Source organism: Actinomadura roseirufa (genome assembly GCF_900659635.1).
Classification (GTDB): Bacteria; Actinomycetota; Actinomycetes; order Streptosporangiales; family Streptosporangiaceae; genus Spirillospora; species Spirillospora roseirufa.
This window is the reverse complement of record NZ_CAACVB010000053.1, coordinates 19,902-38,028: the sequence shown is the minus strand read 5'-3', so window position 1 is coordinate 38,028 and position 18,127 is coordinate 19,902. Positions and strand designations below refer to the sequence as shown.

15 protein-coding genes are annotated in these 18,127 nt (G+C 72.7%); 10 read left to right on the top strand and 5 right to left on the bottom strand.

Translation table 11 applies throughout. The features are described from left to right. Positions 1 to 143: 143 nt before the first annotated feature. From pgeF to E1291_RS14490, 5 genes are all read left to right on the top strand, one after another. Positions 144 to 872, top strand: a complete 729-nt coding sequence (pgeF, locus tag E1291_RS14515; RefSeq protein WP_131738315.1) for a peptidoglycan editing factor PgeF — start codon at positions 144 to 146, stop codon at positions 870 to 872. Between the two features lie 261 nt (positions 873 to 1,133). Continuing rightward, positions 1,134 to 1,679, top strand: a complete 546-nt coding sequence (locus E1291_RS14505) for a cell division protein SepF (protein WP_131738314.1) — start codon at positions 1,134 to 1,136, stop codon at positions 1,677 to 1,679. Positions 1,680 to 1,700: 21 nt separating this feature from the next. Continuing rightward, positions 1,701 to 1,985: a YggT family protein gene (locus E1291_RS14500; protein ID WP_131738313.1), complete on the top strand. Its 285-nt coding sequence runs from the start codon at positions 1,701 to 1,703 to the stop codon at positions 1,983 to 1,985. Positions 1,986 to 2,035: 50 nt separating this feature from the next. Continuing rightward, positions 2,036 to 2,962 carry a DivIVA domain-containing protein gene (locus E1291_RS14495; protein ID WP_131738312.1) on the top strand — a complete coding sequence of 309 codons (927 nt, stop codon included), beginning with the start codon at positions 2,036 to 2,038 and terminating at the stop codon, positions 2,960 to 2,962. 141 nt (positions 2,963 to 3,103) lie between these two features. Beyond that, positions 3,104 to 4,690, top strand: a complete 1,587-nt coding sequence (locus tag E1291_RS14490) for a hypothetical protein (protein WP_131738311.1) — start codon at positions 3,104 to 3,106, stop codon at positions 4,688 to 4,690. Between the two features lie 68 nt (positions 4,691 to 4,758). Here E1291_RS14490 and E1291_RS14485 read toward each other — a convergent pair whose 3' ends face one another. Together E1291_RS14485 and ileS are read right to left on the bottom strand one after the other, a co-directional pair. Beyond that, the gene (locus E1291_RS14485) at positions 4,759 to 5,553 is read right to left on the bottom strand and encodes a DUF1707 SHOCT-like domain-containing protein (RefSeq protein WP_306434464.1); all 795 of its coding nucleotides are present in this window, start codon (positions 5,551 to 5,553) and stop codon (positions 4,759 to 4,761) included. 157 nt (positions 5,554 to 5,710) lie between these two features. After that, complete coding sequence (gene ileS, locus E1291_RS14480) at positions 5,711 to 8,887, bottom strand: isoleucine--tRNA ligase (protein WP_131738310.1); 3,177 nt, start codon at positions 8,885 to 8,887, stop codon at positions 5,711 to 5,713. A gap of 719 nt (positions 8,888 to 9,606) precedes the next feature. Between ileS and E1291_RS14475 the strand changes: the two genes are divergently transcribed. From E1291_RS14475 to E1291_RS14465, 3 genes are all read left to right on the top strand, one after another. Beyond that, positions 9,607 to 10,032, top strand: coding sequence for a TraR/DksA family transcriptional regulator (locus tag E1291_RS14475; protein WP_242614147.1), 426 nt, complete (start codon positions 9,607 to 9,609; stop codon positions 10,030 to 10,032). 68 nt (positions 10,033 to 10,100) lie between these two features. Then, positions 10,101 to 10,742 carry a signal peptidase II gene (locus tag E1291_RS14470; RefSeq protein ID WP_242614146.1) on the top strand — a complete coding sequence of 214 codons (642 nt, stop codon included), beginning with the start codon at positions 10,101 to 10,103 and terminating at the stop codon, positions 10,740 to 10,742. Beyond that, positions 10,742 to 11,671: an RluA family pseudouridine synthase gene (locus E1291_RS14465; RefSeq protein ID WP_131738307.1), complete on the top strand. Its 930-nt coding sequence runs from the start codon at positions 10,742 to 10,744 to the stop codon at positions 11,669 to 11,671. Before E1291_RS14470 ends, E1291_RS14465 begins: the two co-directional genes overlap by 1 nt. 24 nt (positions 11,672 to 11,695) lie before the next feature. Here the strand turns inward: E1291_RS14465 and E1291_RS14460 are convergent, their stop codons facing one another. The 3 genes from E1291_RS14460 to E1291_RS14450 form a co-directional block, all read right to left on the bottom strand. After that, positions 11,696 to 12,007, bottom strand: a complete 312-nt coding sequence (locus E1291_RS14460; protein WP_131738306.1) for an AzlD domain-containing protein — start codon at positions 12,005 to 12,007, stop codon at positions 11,696 to 11,698. Beyond that, positions 12,004 to 12,753 (bottom strand): AzlC family ABC transporter permease, encoded by a 750-nt coding sequence (locus tag E1291_RS14455; RefSeq protein WP_131738305.1) that lies wholly within the window; start codon positions 12,751 to 12,753, stop codon positions 12,004 to 12,006. The genes E1291_RS14460 and E1291_RS14455 overlap by 4 nt, the downstream gene beginning before the upstream one ends. A 72-nt stretch (positions 12,754 to 12,825) precedes the next feature. Next, the gene (locus E1291_RS14450; protein ID WP_306434463.1) at positions 12,826 to 13,230 is read right to left on the bottom strand and encodes a chorismate mutase; all 405 of its coding nucleotides are present in this window, start codon (positions 13,228 to 13,230) and stop codon (positions 12,826 to 12,828) included. 286 nt (positions 13,231 to 13,516) lie between these two features. Between E1291_RS14450 and E1291_RS14445 the strand changes: the two genes are divergently transcribed. Both E1291_RS14445 and dnaE read left to right on the top strand, forming a co-directional pair. Beyond that, the gene (locus E1291_RS14445; RefSeq protein WP_131738304.1) at positions 13,517 to 14,368 is read left to right on the top strand and encodes an AraC family transcriptional regulator; all 852 of its coding nucleotides are present in this window, start codon (positions 13,517 to 13,519) and stop codon (positions 14,366 to 14,368) included. Positions 14,369 to 14,557: 189 nt separating this feature from the next. Further along, complete coding sequence (gene dnaE, locus E1291_RS14440; protein ID WP_131738303.1) at positions 14,558 to 18,088, top strand: DNA polymerase III subunit alpha; 3,531 nt, start codon at positions 14,558 to 14,560, stop codon at positions 18,086 to 18,088. The last annotated feature ends 39 nt before the right edge of the window (positions 18,089 to 18,127 follow it).

Below are 18,127 nucleotides of genomic sequence, written 5' to 3'. Positions count from 1 at the left end.
CGGCCGGCCGCGCCGCGCCCGGTCGAGCCGCCCTCGCGCGTGCACGCGGGGGAGAGCGAGGGCGGCCCCGCCGCCCCCGGTCAGCGCCGCCGCCCGGTGGTGTTCGACGAGGACGACGACCTCGACGTGCCCGACTTCCTGAAGTGATCACCTCCGTCGCCCTGGGCGGCGGCGTCGGCGCCGGCTTCACCGCGCGCGCCGGCGGCGTGAGCGCGGCCCCCTATGACTCCCTCAACCTGGGCGGAGCGGTCGGCGACGACCCCGCCGCCGTCACCGGCAACCGGCGCCGTGCCGCCGCCGCGCTCGGCGCCGACCCCGACCGGACGGTCTGGATGCGCCAGGTGCACGGCGCCGACGTCGCCTTCGTGACCGCCCCCGGCACGGCCGGCGCCGTCGACGCGCTCGTCACCACCGTTCCCGGTCTCGTGCTCGCGGTGCTCGTCGCCGACTGCGCGCCCGTCCTGCTGGCCGACCCCGTCGCGGGCGTCGTCGGCGCCGCCCACTCGGGCCGCCCCGGCACCGCCGCCGGGGTCGTCCCCGCGCTGGTCAAGCGGATGTGCGAGCGCGGCGCCGACCCGGCGCGGATGCGCGCGGCGATCGGTCCCGCGGCGTGCGGCGGCTGCTATGAGGTCCCGGCGGCGATGCGCGACGACGTCGCCGCCGCCGTGCCCGCCGCGTACGCGACCACGTCCAAGGGCACCCCCGGGCTGGACATCCGCGCCGGGATCGCGGCTCAGCTCGCCGCGGACGGCGTCCCCGACGTGCGGACCGACCCGCGCTGCACCCTGGAGACGCCCGACCTGTTCTCCTACCGGCGCGACGGGCGCACCGGGCGCTTCGCCGGATTCGTCTGGCTGAAAGAGGACACGTGACCGAGCCCGCCGCGTCCGGCGGGCGCCGCGCCGGCCCGGCCGGGCCCGCGGGAGCGCCCGCCGGACGCCGGGCCGGAGGGTGCTCCGGACGGGCGATCGCGTCCGGTGCGACACACCTCTCGATCGCTACGGCGTTGCTCGGCGGCCGACGGGCAATCGTCAGGTAATGTCCCCCCAGTGGTACCTGCCGGAACGGGCCACGTAGATGGACCAGTCCACCGGCGGCGCCAGGTGCCGCGACCACAGGACACGGAGGGACAAATGGCCAGCGCGATGCGCAAGATGGCGGTCTACCTCGGCCTTGTGGAGGACGACCGCTACGACGACAAGTACGGCAAGTACGAAGACTACGACGAGTACGAGGTCTACGACGAGGAGACCGACGCCGGTCAGGGACGCCGCCGTGACGACGAGTCCGGCGGTCAGCTTACCCGAGCGGAGGACGCCGCGGACCGTGAACGCGATCATCACGCCGCGCCCACCGCCGAGCGACGTTCCGTGGCGCTCTACGAGTCCGGTACCACCGACCTCGCTCGTATCACTACGCTGCACCCTAGGACCTACAACGAGGCCAGGACCATCGGGGAGCACTTCCGTGAGGGCACACCGGTGATCATGAATCTGACCGAGATGGTCGACAGCGACGCCAAGCGTCTGGTCGACTTCGCGGCAGGTCTCGTGTTCGGCCTGCACGGGAGCATCGAGCGTGTTACGAACAAGGTGTTCCTCCTCTCACCGGTCAACGTGGAGGTGACGGCGGAGGACAAGGCCCGGATGGCGGAACGAGGGTTCTTCAACCAGAGCTGACAGCCACAAGCGAGAGTGTCCGTGAACATCGTTGGACTCGTCCTGCAGTACGTGTTGTACCTCTTCCTCCTCTTCCTGATAGGGAGGCTGATCCTTGAGGTCCTGCAGTCGTTCGCCCGGCAGTGGCGTCCGACCGGAGTGGTGCTGGTGATCGCCGAGGCGACCTATACCATCACCGATCCGCCACTGAAGCTCCTCCGGCGTTTCATCCCGCCGGTGCGACTGGGTAACGTGGCGTTGGACCTCAGCTTCACCTTCCTCATCCTTGTGGTCTGGGTCATGATCATCTTCGTGCAGAGGCTCTGATCGGATACCGTCCTCCGGGGACAGACTCCAAGCGCGCCAAGGAGACGAACATGCCGCTGACACCCGCCGATGTGCGGAACAAGCAGTTCAGTACCACCAGGCTGAGGCCGGGGTACGACGAGGAGGAGGTCGACGCCTTCCTCGACGAGGTCGAGGCGGAGCTCGACCGGCTGATCCAGGAGAACGAGGAGCTGCGGGCCAAGCTCGCCGAGTGCCTGCGCGGCAAGGTCCCGGCCATGGCCGCCCCCATCGTGGAGCCCAAGCCCGACATCCCGAAGATCCCCGAGCCGCCGCGGCCCGAGCCGCAGATGCAGCCGCAGCCCGAGCCGGAGCCCGTGCTCGGCGGCCTCGGCATGGCGCCCGCCCCCACCGGCGAGGACAACATGGACACCGCGGCCCGCGTCCTCGCGCTGGCGCAGCAGACCGCCGACCAGGCGATCGCCGACGCCCGCCGGGAGGCCGACGAGACGCTCGGCCGCGCCCGCCGCGAGGCCGAGGAGATCCTCAGCAAGGCGCGCCGCCAGTCCGACCAGATCGTCGGCGAGGCCCGCTCCCGCGCCGAGGCCCTCGACCGGGACGCCCAGGAGCGCCACCGCCAGGTCATGGGCTCGCTCGTGCAGCAGCGCGAGGAGCTCGAGCGCGAGGTCGACAACCTGCGCGCGTTCGAGCGCGAGTACCGCAGCCGCCTCAAGGTCTACCTCGAGGGCCAGCTGCGCGACCTCGAGGCCGGCAGCACCGAGACCGGCGCGTTCGCCGCCGTCCCCGGCGCGGCCCCCGTCCAGACCCAGCCGAGCGTCCCCCAGACCGGTCCGCAGAGCACGCTGTCGCACGCCGAGCGCAACGGCGCTCCCGGCGGTTCCGTGCCCGGCGCCCCCAACCCCTTCACGCCCGAGCCGCAGCACGCCCAGCAGGTCCAGCACTCGGCGACCGGCGCGTTCCACGCCGGAGGCGACAACCCGCCGCACGAGAGGCGCTGACGCGGGGCTCGCAGGCGATAGTGTCGTCCCGATCGCCGCGCCGAGGAGGGCTCAGCAGCCGCCCCGGCGGCGCCGGCGGGTCGACCACCGGGCCTTTGGCAGGCCCGGAGCCGAGCGGTCCGAACGAGGGGGAGAGACCCTGTGATCATCCTGAGTGGCGTTCTCGTGGTGGTGGCGATCGCCCTGCTGGTTGCGGGGATCGTCGCCGGCAACGGAGACAGCGCCCAGGTCCTCGGCCTGGACGCGCTGAAGGTGATCTACGTGTCGATCGCCGTCAGCATCGTCTCCGCGCTGTGCCTCGCCATCGGGGTGTTCCTCCGGCGCAAGGAGCTCTTCGGCCCCGGGGCCGCGCCCTCGGAGCCCAAGCGGCGCAAGGGCGCCAGGCGCGCCAAGTCCGCCGCTCCCGTCCCCCCTGTCCCCGCGGGCGCCTTCGCGCAGGCCCCCGCGCCACCGCCCGTGCCGCACGAGCCGGGCGCCCCCGCCGACCGTGCCGACGACGAGGTGGAGATCCCCGCCCCGCCGGCCGACGTCCCCGAAGACGCCCTGGTCTTCGTCGTCCGCGGCCGCAAGCGCTACCACCTGGACACCTGCCGCCAGCTCGCCGGACGTGACTCCGAGGAGCTCACCTACGCCGAGGCCAAGGAGGAGGGGTTCAGCCCCTGCACGGCCTGCATGCCCGACACGGCCCTCGCGGCGCGCGCGGCGGTGTCCGTGCCCGCTTCCCCCACCGCCTCCACCGTCCCCACGGCCCCCACGGCCGAGCGCTCCGCGCCCCCCGCCGCCGAGCCCCCTCCGGTGGTCCTCGGCAAGCCGGCCTCCTACAGCACGCCCGCGCCGCCTCCGCTGAGCCTCGACAAGACCGGCCTCGACAAGACCGGCGAGCTCCCCCACGAGACCGGCGCGACGCCTCCGCCTCCGCTGTCGGCGTGGCCGCCCGCCCCACCCGCCGTCCCGGCCCCCGCGGAATCCGCCGACCCGACGGTCGTCGACCTCCCCGTGCGGGCTCCGGCCGCCCCGCCCGAGGACGCGCTCAGTGCCCCTGAGGCGCCTCCCGCCCGGGAACGAGAGCACGAGACGCACCCCGAGCCGGAACGGTCCGCTGAGACCGGCTCGGCGGCCGAGGAAGCCGTCCCCGAGCTCGCCCCCGCCAAGCCGACCGACGCGTTCGGCTTCACCACCCCGTTCACGCCTCCGGCCCCCGTGCCCGCCGGGGAACCGGCCCCGCCGGCGCCGGCCGCGCCCGCCCTCTCGGAGCCGGAGGACGCGGCCGAAGGCGTCCACGAGCCCCAAGATTCCGCGGCGCCCTCAACCGAGCCCGCCCCCGCCGACGCGCGGGACGAGCCGTTCACGCCCCCGGCTCCCGCCGAGCGGGCGGCGGAACCGGACCCCGAACCCGCCGAGGCGGCCACGGCCACGCGGCCGGCTCCCGCCGAGGCTCCCGAGCCCGCCGAGGCGCCGGTGCCCGAGGACGACGCCGAGCCGGTGCCCGCCGACGACGAGGAACGCGAGCCGCGGAGCGCGCCGGAACCCGAGCCCGTCCCGGGGACGGGCCCGCGGGTCCGCATCCTGAGCGGCACCAAGCGCTACCACCGCACGGACTGCGCGCTCATCGAGGACATCGGCGACGAGGCCGACGACCTGGAGTCGCTCTCCCGCGACGAGGCCAAGGCCCGCGGTTGCACGCCCTGCCTCGTCTGCCGGCCCGACGACGAGCCGGACGGCGACTGAACCGCCGCGCCGGCCGTACCAGGGCGAGCCCCGCAGCGGGCTCCGCGGCGGGAGCCCGCCTGACCGGCTCAGTCGTCGCGGTGGCGCTCCTCGCCCAGTTGGCGCAGGCGATCGCGCCGCTCGTCGCGGCGCCGGTGCTGCTCCTCCCGGTGGTCCAGGCGCCGTAGTTGCTGCTCGTGCCGGCGCTGGTGCCGGTCGAGCGCGTCCCGGTGCCGGTCCATCGCCTTCTCGTGGCGGGATCGCCCGCCCCCGGCGTCGCCGCCCTCGCGGCGCTTGACGGAGACGCCGCCGAACAGCACGAGGCCGGTCAGCCGGATGACGGGGGCGTCGGGGTCGAGGGGGTCCTCGTCCGGCAGGTCCGTTCCGCCGAAGGCGTTGACCAGGGAGGTCAGGACCCGCACGCCCGGCGGCACGACGATCTCCACGCCGCCGAACACACAGGTGATGTTGACCGTCACCTCGCGCCGGCTGAGGACCGCCTGCCTGAAGTCCAGCTCGGCGCCGCCGAACACGCAGGCGAGGTTGGTGTGCTCCTCGACCAGCCAGCGCCCCCGGCGCTCGGTGCCGGAGAAGACCGCCACGAGGCTGGCCGACTGCGGGGGAGGCGGCGGCATCGGCTCCGGTTTGCGCAGGTCCACCCGCGGCCGGACCTGCTCGGTGGGCAGGTCCCTGAGCACCGGCTCCAGGTCGGCGTAGGTCTTGGCGTTGTAGACGGCGTCGATGCGCTCGGCGTGCTCCTCCGGCGAGATGCGCCCCTCCGCCAGGGCCTCGCGCAGGCGGTCGGCGACCTCATCGCGGTCGGCGTCCGATGCGCGCATCTGCGCGGGGGACGGGGGATCGGAGGGCTGCTCGGGAAGGTTCACCCCGTCATCATCGCAAGCCGTCGTCACAAACGCGATGTGTCGCGAAAAACCCCGCTCTGAGCGTGTCCGCCACGGCTCCGCGAGCAGGCGGGTCTCACGGCGACCCGCGCTTCCCGGGTGGGTCGGGACGCCCCCGACCCACCCGGGAAGGACCGGCTCAGGTCTTGCGGAGCCAGTAGGTCAGGCCCAGCTCGTCGTCGCGGCCCGGGGTGAGGCCGTCGGGGCGGCCCTCGGTGACCTCGGTGGCGAGGACCTCGGCGGCGAGGTCGGCGGTGTGGGCGCGGAGCGCTTCGGCGAGGTCGTCGCCCGCGGCCTGCCACCAGAGGGCGATGCGGTCGGTGACCTCGAGGCCGGCCGCCTTGCGGGCCTCCTGGACGCAGCGGACGGCCTCCCGGACGAGGCCGGCGCGGCGCAGTTCCGGGGTGACGGTGAGGTCGAGGGCGATGGTCTCGCCGGCGGCGCTCTCCACGGCCCAGCCGCTGCGGGGCCGCTCGGTGACGATGACGTCGCCGGCGGTGAGGCGGACGGGGCCGAGGTCGGCGGCGTCCAGCTCGACGTCGCCGCCGCCGCGCAGGGCGTGGACGAGCCCGGCGGGGTCGGCGGCGGTGACGGCCTTGGCCACCTTCGGGGTGTCCTTGCCGAACCGCTTGCCGAGTTCGCGGAAGTTGGGCTTGACCTCGTAGTCGACGAGGTCGCCGCCGATGGAGGACAGGTCCTCGAAGGCCAGGACGTTCAGTTCCTCGGTGATCTGCGCGCGCAGCTGGGCGGGCAGCGCCGCCCAGCCGGGGGCGCCGACGAGCGCGCGGCCGAGGGGCCGCCTGGTCCGGACGCCGCTTGCGGCGCGCGCGGAGCGGCCGAGTTCCACCAGCCGCCGGACGAGGGCCATCTGCGCGACGAGCTCGGGGTCGAGGAGCTCGGCCCGGGCGGACGGCCAGTCGGCGAGGTGCACGGACTCGGGTCCGTCCTCGGGGCGGATGACGTCCCAGACGTGGTCGGTCACGAACGGGACCATGGGCGCCATTAGACGGGTCAGGGTCTCCAGGCATTCGTAGAGGGTGGCGAAGGCGGACGCGCCCTCGGGGCTCTCCGGGCCCTCCCAGAAGCGCCGGCGGGACCGCCGCACGTACCAGTTGGACAGGTCGTCGACGAACTCGGCGAGGCGGCGTCCGGCGCGGGCCGTGTCGAACTGCTCCAGGGCGGTGTCGACCTCGGTGATGGTGCGGTGCAGTTCGGCCAGCGCCCAGCGGTCGAGCAGCGGGCGGTCGGCGGGGGCCGGCGCCTCGGCGAGCCGGTCCGGGGTCCAGGCGCGGCCCTGGGCCTGGGCGGCGTTGGCGTACAGGACGAAGAACGACGCGGTGTTCCAGTAGGTGAGGAGGACCTTGCGGACGATCTCCTCCATGGCGCCGTGCCCGACGCGGCGGGACGCCCAGGGCAGGCCGCTGGCGAGCATGTACCAGCGCAGCGCGTCGGCGCCGTGCTCGTCCATGAGGGGGATGGGGCGCAGGACGTTGCCGAGGTGCTTGCTCATCTTGCGGCCGTCCTCGGCGAGGATCAGGCCGAGGCAGAGGACGTTCTCGTAGGACGACCTGTCGAACACGAGCGTCCCGACGGCCATGAGGGAGTAGAACCAGCCGCGAGTCTGGTCCTGGGCCTCGCAGATGTACTGGGCCGGGTAGGAGTTCTCGAAGATCTCCTTGTTGCGGTAGGGGGCGCCCCATTGGGCGAAGGGCATCGAGCCCGAGTCGTACCAGGCATCGATCACGTCGGGGACGCGGCGTGCCTCCGTCCCGCACCGCGGGCAGGGGAAGTTGACGTCGTCGACGTACGGGCGGTGCGGGTCGAGGGAGGACATGTCGCTTCCGGCGAGGTCGCCCAGTTCCTTGAGCGATCCGACGCAGGTGATGTGGTCCTCGTCGTCACCGCAGACCCACAAGGGCAGCGGCGTGCCCCAATAGCGGCTGCGAGAAAGCGACCAGTCGACGTTGTTGCGCAGCCATTCTCCGTAACGGCCGGTCTTGACCGTCTCGGGGAACCAGTTGGTCTTCTCGTTCTCCTCGAGCAGCCGTTCCTTGATCTGGGTGGTGCGGATGTACCAGGCGGGGAGCGCGTAGTAGAGCAGGGGCGTGTGGCAGCGCCAGCAATGCGGGTAGCTGTGCTCGAAGTGGCCGCCGCGGAACAGCAGCCCGCGCGCGCGCAGGTCGTCGGTGAGCGATTCGTCGGCGTCCTTGAAGAACTTCCCTCCGACGAGGGGCACCTCGCGCAGGAACCGCCCGTCGGGGCCGATCGGGTTGACGATCGGCATTCCGTAGTTCTTGCAGACGGTCATGTCGTCGGCGCCGAACGCGGGCGCCTGGTGGACGAGGCCGGTGCCGTCCTCGACGGTGACGTAGTCGCCCAGGACGACGTAGTGCGCGTCGGGGATGTCGACGAGATCGAACGGCCGCCGGTAGGCGGTGCGTTCGAGGTCGGTGCCCTGGAAGGTGGCCAGCCGTTCGGCGTCCTCGCCGAGGACCTGCGCGACCAGCGGCTCGGCGACCACGAGCACCTCGCTGGAGCCCGCCGGGCGGGCGGCGACGTAGGTGACGTCGGGGTGCACGGCGACGGCGGTGTTGGACACCAGCGTCCACGGGGTGGTGGTCCAGATCAGCAGCGCGGCGCCGAGCTCGGCGAGCGGGCCGGACGTGGCGGGCATCCGCACGTACACCGACGGGCTGGAGACCGTCTCGTACCCGCCGGGCTGGCCCAGCTCGTGGTCGGACAGGCCCGTCCCGCAGCGCGGGCAGTAGGGGGTGATGCGGAAGTCGCGGAACAGCAGGCCCTTGTCGAAGACGACCTTAAGGGACCACCACACGGCCTCGACGTACTCGGGGTCCATCGTGCGGTACGCCTGGGCCGTGTCGACCCAGAAGCCCATGCGCTCGGACATCTCCTCGAACGCGTCCACGTGGCGCAGCACCGACTCGCGGCAGCGGTCGTTGAACTCCGCGACGCCGTACTCCTCGATGTCCTTCTTGCCGGTGAGGCCGAGCTCCTTCTCCACGGCCACCTCGACGGGCAGGCCGTGACAGTCCCAGCCGCCCTTGCGGGGGACGTGGTAGCCCTTCATCGTCTTGAACCGGGGGAAGACGTCCTTGAAGACGCGGGCCTCCACGTGGTGGACGCCGGGCATCCCGTTGGCGGTGGGCGGCCCCTCGTAGAAGATCCAGCGGGGGCCGGACGCGGTGCGCTCCAGCGAGCGCTCGAAGACCTTGCTCTCCTGCCAGCGGCGCAGCAGATCCCGCTCCATGGCGGGCAGATCGACCTGCGCGGGCAGTGGCCGGAACTGGCGGCTCACGTGGACGGACCTCCGGATCGACGTGGGACTGCACGTGGACCGGAGGGACGAGGCGGCTGCCCGGATCGCTCCGGACGGACCCCGCGGTACCACCCTCCTTGGCCGCGCCGGGCGCGGCCCGCTTCGTTCGCCGTCGCGGCCACCGGGTCTACTGGGCCCTCGGACGGTGCCGGGGCGGTTCTTCCGGAGGCTCCGGGGTGATCGGACCGCCGGGCTCGCCCCCGGGCTCGCACCGTCCCCGGGTCGCTCATGGCTGCGTGCGGCGGCAGGTGTCCCCATCAGCGCCTGCCGTTACGACTGCTGGTCCGAACTGTAACGCACGCGCGGCGGCGGCTCTTCCCGTTTCTCCGCGCCGGCGGGGTGACCGGGAGGGCGGGGCGGGGGTTCCTTGACGAGATCCGGCGATCTTCTGGGGTTTCCGGACGCTCGGCGACCGGGCATAAGCGGGCGGTAACAAAGGCCAGGTCGTTTGCCGTGCCCGGGAAAGGGGACTTATGCTGCCCGCACTGCCTGTCGAGGCGATGAGCGCGAGGGAGGCCGAAATGGCCGGCGCGGGGAGGGGCACGTCGCCCTCCGGAAAGAAGGCTCGGGGCACGAGCAAGAGCGCCAAGGGACCGGCGAAACGGCCGGCGGGCGGCGACGGCGCCGCGCGGCCGGCCAAGCCCGCCGCGCGCCGGGGCGCCGGTAAGGCGGGCCAGGGGGGCGCCGCGGGCAAGGCCCTGCGCGCCGACCACGCCGGAGGACCGGCCGCCCGGGCGGCGGAGCTGCCCGTCCGCGAGGGCGAGGGGCTGTGGACCCCGGCCGAGCTCGCCGAGGTGCGGGCCGGGCTGGAGGAGCAGATCATCACGCTGCGCGCCGAGATCGCGGCGTCCGCCACGCAGATCGCCGAGGGCGACACCAGCGAGGGCGCCGGCGACGACCAGGCCGACGCGGGAGCCAAGACCTACGAGCGCGAGCACGAGCTGGCGCTGGCCTACAATTCGCAGGACCTGCTCGCCCAGATCGAGCGGGCGGTCCAGCGGATGGAGGCCGGCACGTACGGGATCTGCGAGTCCTGCAGCAGGCCGATCGGCAAGGCGCGCCTGCAGGTCTTCCCCCGTGCGACCCTGTGTGTGACATGCAAACAACGCGAGGAACGTCGCTGAGCGACTCAACGAACCCTGAGGGCGGGGCCGAGGAATCCACGGGATCTCCTCGGCCGCGCCGCGTCGGCGTGCTGGTCGCCGTGGCCCTGGCCGCGCTCGCCGCCGACGTCCTGTCCAAGCTGATCGTCGTGGCGACGCTGCAGGACGAGGAGCCGGTCCGGCTGCTGGGCGGCCTGCTGACCCTGCGCGAGACCCGCAACAGCGGCGCCGCGTTCTCGATCGGCACCGGCTACACGATCGTCTTCACGGTGATCGCGAGCGGTGTGGTCGCCGCCATCCTGCGCACCGCCCGGAACCTGCGCAGCCTGCCCTGGGCGGTGTGCCTGGGCCTGCTGCTCGGCGGCGCCCTCGGCAACCTCGGCGACCGGTTGTTCCGGGCGCCGGGGCCCCTGAAGGGGCACGTCGTCGACTGGATCGAGCTGCCGCACTACCCGGTGTTCAACCTGGCCGACTCGGCGATCGTGTGCGGCGGCGTGCTGGCCGTGGTGCTGGCCGCCCGCGGCCTCCAGATCGACGGGACGCGCCTCGGCGGCAAGGACGAGGAGAGCGGCGGGCCGGACGAGCCCCCGGGGCCGGGGAAGGCGGAGGCCGCCGCGCCGGAGGCGCCGGCCCGGCCCGAGCCCGCCCGCGAGACCGGGCCCGCCCCGGAGAACCCGCGGGACGCCGAGCCCGCGCCCGGGGACGTCCCGGCGCCGGAGGAGAAGCCCTGATGGCGGACGTGCGCGGCCTTCCGGTCCCCGACGGGCTGGAAGGCGAACGGGCCGACGCCGCCCTGGCCCGCCTGTTCGGGCTGTCCCGCGGCCGGGCCGCCGACATCATCGCCGCCGGCGACGTGCTGCTGGACGGGGCGGAGGTCGCCAAGTCCGACCGGCTGCACGCCGGGGCCTGGCTGGAGGTCACCCTCCCCCCGCCGCCCACCGCGCCCGCGCCGGTCGCCGAGCCCGTCCCCGGCATGGGCGTGCTCTACGAGGACGACGACATCGTCGTGATCGACAAGCCGGTCGGCGTCGCCGCCCACCCCACCACCGGCTGGACGGGGCCGACCGTCCTCGGCGGTCTGCTCGGCGCCGGGCACACGATCGCCACCAGCGGCGCGTCCGAGCGGCAGGGCATCGTGCACCGGCTCGACGCGAACACGACCGGGGCGATGGTCGTGGCCAAGAGCGAGATCGCCTACTCCCGGCTCAAGCGGGCGTTCAAGGAGCGCCGGATCGACAAGCGCTACCAGGCGCTCGTCCAGGGGCACCCCGACCCGTTCCGCGGGACGGTCGACGCGCCGATCGACCGGCACCCGTCCGGCGACGGGCGGTTCGCGGTGGTCGCGGGCGGCAAGCCGTCGGTGACGCACTACGACACGGTGGAGGCGTTCCGGGCGGCGACGCTGCTCGACATCGACCTGGAGACGGGCCGCACCCACCAGATCCGCGTGCACATGTCCGCGATCCGGCACCCGTGCGCGGGGGACATGGCCTACGGCGCCGACCCGACCCTGGCGGCGCGGCTCGGCCTGCGGCGCCAGTGGCTGCACGCCGCCCGGCTCGGCTTCGAGCACCCCACGCGCGGCGACCTGGTGGAGTTCACGAGCCCCTACCCCGACGACCTGGCCCGCGCACTGGAGATCGTCTCCACGGAGTCCTGACGCGCCGGGCGCCCGGCCCGGCGCTCACGCCCCGGCGAACCGGAGCCCGGCGGTCACCCCGGCGGCCGCCGCGAGCACGACCAGGAACGGCGCCCGCAGCACCAGCGCGGCCACGGCCGCGCCGAGGCCCGCGAGGCGGGCGCCGTCCACCTCCAGGGCCCGGCCGTCGGCGACGGCCTGCACGGCGACCAGGGCGGTCAGCAGCGCGACGGGGACCACGTCGGTGAACCGGCGGACCCGCGGGTCCGCCAGCACCCGCTGCGGCGCGACCAGCCCGGCGAGCTTCAGCGCGTAGCATCCCGCCGCGGTGGCGAGGATCGCGATCCAGACGCTCACCGGCCCTCCCCGCGCGTGACGAGGGCGGGCAGGGCGGCGGCCGCGGCCAGCATGACGGGCACGCCGGTCGGCAGCAGCGGCGTCGCCCCGATCGCGATCACGGCGGCGCCCGCGGCGACCCGCATCTCGGTGCGCCCGGCGGTCAGCCGCGGCCACAGCAGCGCCAGGAAGACCGCGGGCCCGAGCACGTCCAGCCCCACCGCCTCGGGGTCGCCGAGCCGCGCGGCGCCCGCCGCGCCGAGCCACGTGCACAGGTTCCAGGTCAGGTACAGCGGGATCGCGGTGGCGACGAACCCGGCGCGGGCCGCCGCGCGGCCGGGCTGCGCCGTGGCCACCGCGAGGGTCTCGTCGATGACGACCTGCGCGGTCAGCAGCCGCCGCCAGCCCCGGACGTCCAGCGTCCGCGCGAGCCGCAGCCCGTACAGGGCGTTGCGGCCGCCGAGCAGGATCGCGCCGAGCGACCCGGCGACCAGCCCGCCGCCCCCGCCGATCACCCCGATCAGGGCGAACTGGGAGGCGCCGGTGAAGGCCAGCAGGCTCAGCACGAGCGACTGCGCCACCGACAGGCCGGCCGTCACGGCCGCCGCGCCGAACGCGAGCCCCGACAGGCCCACCGCGAGCCCGACGCCGACACCGTCCCGTACCGCGGCCGACCGCGCGGCCGCGCGTGCGTTCTCCTGGGCGTCCTCCTGGGCGTCCGCCGCCGCGGCCTCGCCGCCCGGGACCGTTCCCACCTCACCGTCCATGCCGGGGAAGGTAGGACCGGCCGCACGGCGGCGTCTTGAACGTTCTTGCGCGGCCCGTGGGCGCGATCGCCGTCAGGGACGGGCGTTCTCGGCGGCGTCGAGCCCGGCCTCGATGATGGCGTTCACGATGGGGGCCAGCCGGTCGGGGCCGAGGGTGGGGGCGAGCCCGGCCATCGCCTCGACGATCCGGCGCTCCCGCTCGGGGTCGCGTCCGGCGAAGCCGCCGACGGGCTTGAGGCACTGCACGACCGCGGCCAGCGCGGCGCGGTGCTCCAGCAGCACGGCCAGCGCGGCGTCGACGCCGTCGATCGCCGCCCGGGCCTCCTCCAGGGTGCCGATCTCCGCGACGGCCGGCAGCGCGACCCGCATCTCCTCGCCGTGCGCCGGGCGCGCCGCGCCGGGCCGCCCCCCGGACGTCTCGGCACAGGCGGGGCACGCGGGGGCGCCCGCGGCGGAGTCCAGGACCTGGTCGTGCATGTGGGTCTCCCTCTGTTGCGGCGGCCGTACGCGCAAGGGATCCGTGCCCGGGGCCGCGTTCGCCGATGAGGCGTCTCGATCATGAGAAAAGGCAGAGCCCGAGGGGCTCTGCCTTGGCCGGCTCCGGGGTCGTCGCTCAGGTCGTGGAGGCGACCGGCTCACCCGGAGCCGGCTGCGTAAACCTGGAATGGCGACGATCCATGCGCCCGATCGTAGTTCGGCCTCGCGGGTGAACGCCAACTCCCGGGCGGATCGTCCCGGCCCGTGGGACGGCGGCCTGGCTAGCATGTCCGATATGGGGGGAGAGGTCGCGCGCTACTGGCGGCTTCCCGCGCTGCCCGAGGTGCCCCTGCTGCGTGCGCGGTTCGTGACGCACCGGTTCAGCCGGCACACGCACGAGGGCTACACGATCGGCCTGGTGGAGACGGGGGTCGAGGAGTTCGACCACCCGGCGGGCGTCGAGCGCGCCGGGCCGGGGTCCATCGCGGTCGTGAACCCGGACGTGGTGCACACGGGCTATGCGGGGACGCCGGAGGGCTGGACGTATCGCGTCCTGTACCCGTCGGAGGCGCTCGTGAAGGAGATCGCGGGTGAGCTGGGGGCCCGGGGAGGGACGCCGACGTTCCCGGTGCCCGTCCTGGACGATCCGCCCACGGCCGCGGCGCTGCGGACGATGCACCGGGCCGGGGAGGCGGGGGACGCGCTGGCGGCCTCAACGCTGCTGCGGACGGCGCTGGCGCGGCTGCTGACGCGGCACGCGCGGCACGTCTTCGGAGGCGGCGGGACGGCCGCGCTGCCGCCCGTGGTGCGCTCGGCCCGCGAGATCCTGCACGCCAGCCTGGTGGAGCCGCCGTCGCTGGAGGAGCTGGCCGCGGCGGTGGGGACCGCGCCGTTCCCGCTGCTCCGCGCGTTCCGGGCAACGGTGGGCCTGCCTCCGCACGCCTACCTCAATCAGGTGCGGGTGCGGTCGGCGCGCGCGCTGCTGGAGGACGGCCTGCGTCCGGCGGAGGTGGCCGTCCGGACGGGGTTCGCCGATCAGGCGCACCTGACCCGGCATTTCAAGCGCGCCGTCGGGGTGCCGCCCGGCGCCTACCAGAGCGCGTGGGGCGCGCAACCGTCCGTGAGCGGACGGCGGTAGTGGGACAGATGGGACGAACGAGGCATCGGCGCGTCGGTGCCCCGGCGTCCGGGGGAGCGGGTTAGGCTGCCAGGACCGCGTCGTCCGGCGTAGTCCGGACTGGCGATCTTCCCCGGGGACCGATGGCGCCGACGCGTGCGGAGGCACGCGGGCGGTCGCATGCGAGAAGCAGCAGGAGGCGCATCAGGCATGGCCGATTCGTTCGTCCATCTACATGTTCATACCGAGTACTCCATGTTGGATGGGGCGGCGCGGTTGAAGCAGATGTTCGATGAGGTCTCTCGGCAGGAGATGCCGGCGATCGCGATGACGGACCACGGCAATATGCATGGCGCCTATGACTTTCACAAGAAGGCGACGGCGGCGGGTGTCACGCCCATCATCGGCATCGAGGCGTACATGGCGCCGGAGTCGCGCTTTCATAAGAAGAAGGTTCAGTGGGGTGAGCCGAGCCAGAAGCGCGATGACGTTTCGGGTGGCGGCCTGATCAATCACAAGACGTTGTGGGCGCGGAACCGTACGGGTCTGCACAATCTCTTCAAGCTGTCGAGCCGCGCGTACACCGAGGGGTTCGTGTTCAAGTACGCGCGCATGGACGAGGAGCTCCTCGCCGAGCACGCGGACGGCCTGATGGCGACGACGGGCTGCCCGTCCGGGAAGGTGCAGACGCGGCTGCGGCTGGGGCAGTTCGATGAGGCGCTGAAGGCGGCGGCCACGTTCCAGGACATCCTCGGCAAGGACAACTATTTCCTGGAGCTGATGGACCACGGCCTGGACATCGAGCGCCGGGTCCGGCAGGGCTTGATCGACATCGGTAAGAAGCTGAACATCCGGCCGGTGGTGACGAACGACTCGCATTACACGCACGAGTCGGAGGCGACGGCGCATGACGCGCTGTTGTGCGTGCAGGTGGGCAAGCAGCTCGCGGATCCCGATCGTTTCCGGTTCGACGGGAGCGGCTACTACATCAAGACCGCGGACGAGATGCGTTCGATCGATTCGTCCGACATCTGGCTGGAGGGGTGCCGTAACACTCTGCTGGTGGCCGAGAAGGTGGATCCGGCGGGGATGTTCGAGTACCGGGATCTCAGTCCGCGTTTTCCCGTGCCGGAGGGGGAGACGGAGGAGAGCTGGTTCCGCAAGGAGGTCTGGAAGGGCCTGGAGCGGCGGTTTCCGGAGGGTCTGCCCGAGGGGTACAGGGAGCAGGCCGAGTACGAGATGGGCGTCATTCTCGGCAAGGGGTACCCGTCGTACTTCCTCGTCGTGGCGGACTTCATCATGTGGGCGAAGGAGAACGGGATCCTGGTCGGGCCGGGCCGGGGGAGCGCGGCGGGGTCGCTGATCGCGTACGCGATGGGCATCACGGACCTGGATCCGATCCCGCACGGGCTGATCTTCGAGCGGTTCCTGAATCCGGAGCGCGCGTCGATGCCCGACATCGACATCGACTTCCCTGAAGACCGGCGGGCCGAGGTCATCCGGTACACGACGGAGAAGTGGGGGGCCGACAAGGTCTCCTTCATCGCCACCTTCGGCACCATCAAGGCGAAGGCCGCCATCAAGGACGCGGGCCGCGTCCTGGGCTTTCCGTACGCGCTGGGCGACCGGATCTCCAAGGCGTTCCCGCCGGCCGTCATGGGCAAGGACATCCCGCTGTCGGGGATCTTCGACGACAAGCACCCGCGCCACGGCGAGGCGGGGGAGCTGCGCAAGCTGTACGAGGAAGAGACCGACGTCAAGCAGATCATGGATCTGGCGCAGGGCCTGGAGGGGCTGATCCGGCAGACCGGCGTGCACGCGGCGGGGATCATCATGTCCGGTGAGACGATCACCGACCATGTGCCGATCATGCGCCGGGACGCCGACGGCGCGATCATCACGCAGTTCGACTATCCGACCTGCGAGACGCTCGGCCTGCTGAAGATGGACTTCCTGGGCCTGCGGAACCTGACGATCATCGACGACGCGCTCAAGGGCATCAAGAAGAACAAGGGCGTCGATGTCGACCTGCTCGCGCTGAAGCTGGACGACGCGAAGACCTACGAGCTGCTGGCCCGCGGTGACACGCTCGGGGTGTTCCAGTTCGACGGCGGCCCGATGCGCTCGCTGCTGCGGCTGATGAAGCCGGACAACTTCGAGGACATCTCCGCCGTCGGCGCGCTGTACCGGCCGGGGCCGATGGGCGCGAACTCGCACACCAACTACGCGTTGCGCAAGAACGGCCAGCAGGAGATCACTCCGATCCATCCGGAGCTGGAGGAGCCGCTCAAGGAGATCCTCGACACGACCTACGGCCTGATCGTGTACCAGGAGCAGGTCATGGCGATCGCGCAGAAGGTCGCGGGGTACACGCTCGGCAAGGCGGACCTGCTGCGCCGTGTGATGGGCAAGAAGAAGAAGGCGGAGCTGGACGCGCAGTTCGTCGGCTTCGAGCAGGGGATGATCGACAGCGGTTTCTCCAAGGAGGCCGTGAAGACGCTGTGGGACATTCTCGTCCCGTTCTCCGACTACGCGTTCAACAAGGCGCACAGCGCGGCGTACGGGCTGGTGTCCTACTGGACGGCCTACCTGAAGGCGAACTACCCGGCCGAGTACATGGCGGGCCTGCTCACCTCCGTCGGTGACGACAAGGACAAGAGCGCCCTCTATCTGAGCGAGTGCCGCCGGATGGGCCTGAAGGTGCTGCCGCCGGACGTGAACACGTCCGAGGCCGACTTCACCCCGCTCGGTGACACCGAGATCCGGTTCGGGTTGTCGGCGGTACGCAACGTCGGCACGAACGTGGTCGACGGGATCGTCGCGGCGCGCAAGGAGAAGGGCGCCTACGGCGACTTCAACGACTTCCTCAACAAGGTCCCGCCGATCGTGTGCAACAAGCGGGTCGTGGAGTCGCTGATCAAGGCGGGCGGGTTCGACGAGCTCGGGCACGAGCGCAAGGCGCTGCTGATGGTGCACGAGCAGGCCATCGACTCGGTCATCGACATCAAGCGCAAGGAGGCGATCGGCCAGGACTCGCTGTTCGGCGCGCTGGAGGACGACGGCGGCGAGGACGCCTTCGCCGTCGCGATCCCCGAGGGCGAGGAGTGGGACAAGACGACGCTGCTGGCGTTCGAGCGGGAGATGCTCGGGCTGTACGTCTCCGACCATCCGCTCCTCGGCGTCGAGCACATCCTGGAGCGGGAGGCGGACTGCACGATCGCGGTGCTGAACGGCGGGGAGCGCCCGGACGGTCAGGTCGTGATCGTGGCGGGGCTGCTGTCGGGCCTGCAGCGCAAGGTCACCAAGCAGGGCAACTCGTGGGCCATGTTCCAGCTGGAGGACCTCGGCGGTTCCATCGAGGTGATGTGCTTCCCCTCGTCCTACCAGCTCTGCTCGACGCTGCTGGCCGAGGACGCGATCCTGGTGGTGAAGGGGCGGCTGGACCGGCGCGAGGACGTCGCGAAGATCATCGCGATGGAGGTGACGCAGCCGGACCTCACGATCACCGACGCGACCGGTCCGCTGTCGGTCACGCTGCCGCTCGGCCGGTGCACGCCGCCGACGGTGACGCGCCTCAAGGAGGTGCTGATCACTCATCCGGGCAGCGCCGAGGTGCATCTGCACCTGCAGAACGGGCCGCGCACGACGGTGGTGCGGCTGGACGACAAGCTCCGCGTCGCGCCGTCCCCGGCGCTGATGGGTGATCTGAAGCAGCTCCTCGGCCCGTCCTGCCTGGGCTGACCCGTGGCCGGGCCGGCCATGGCGGCCGGCCCGGCGGGT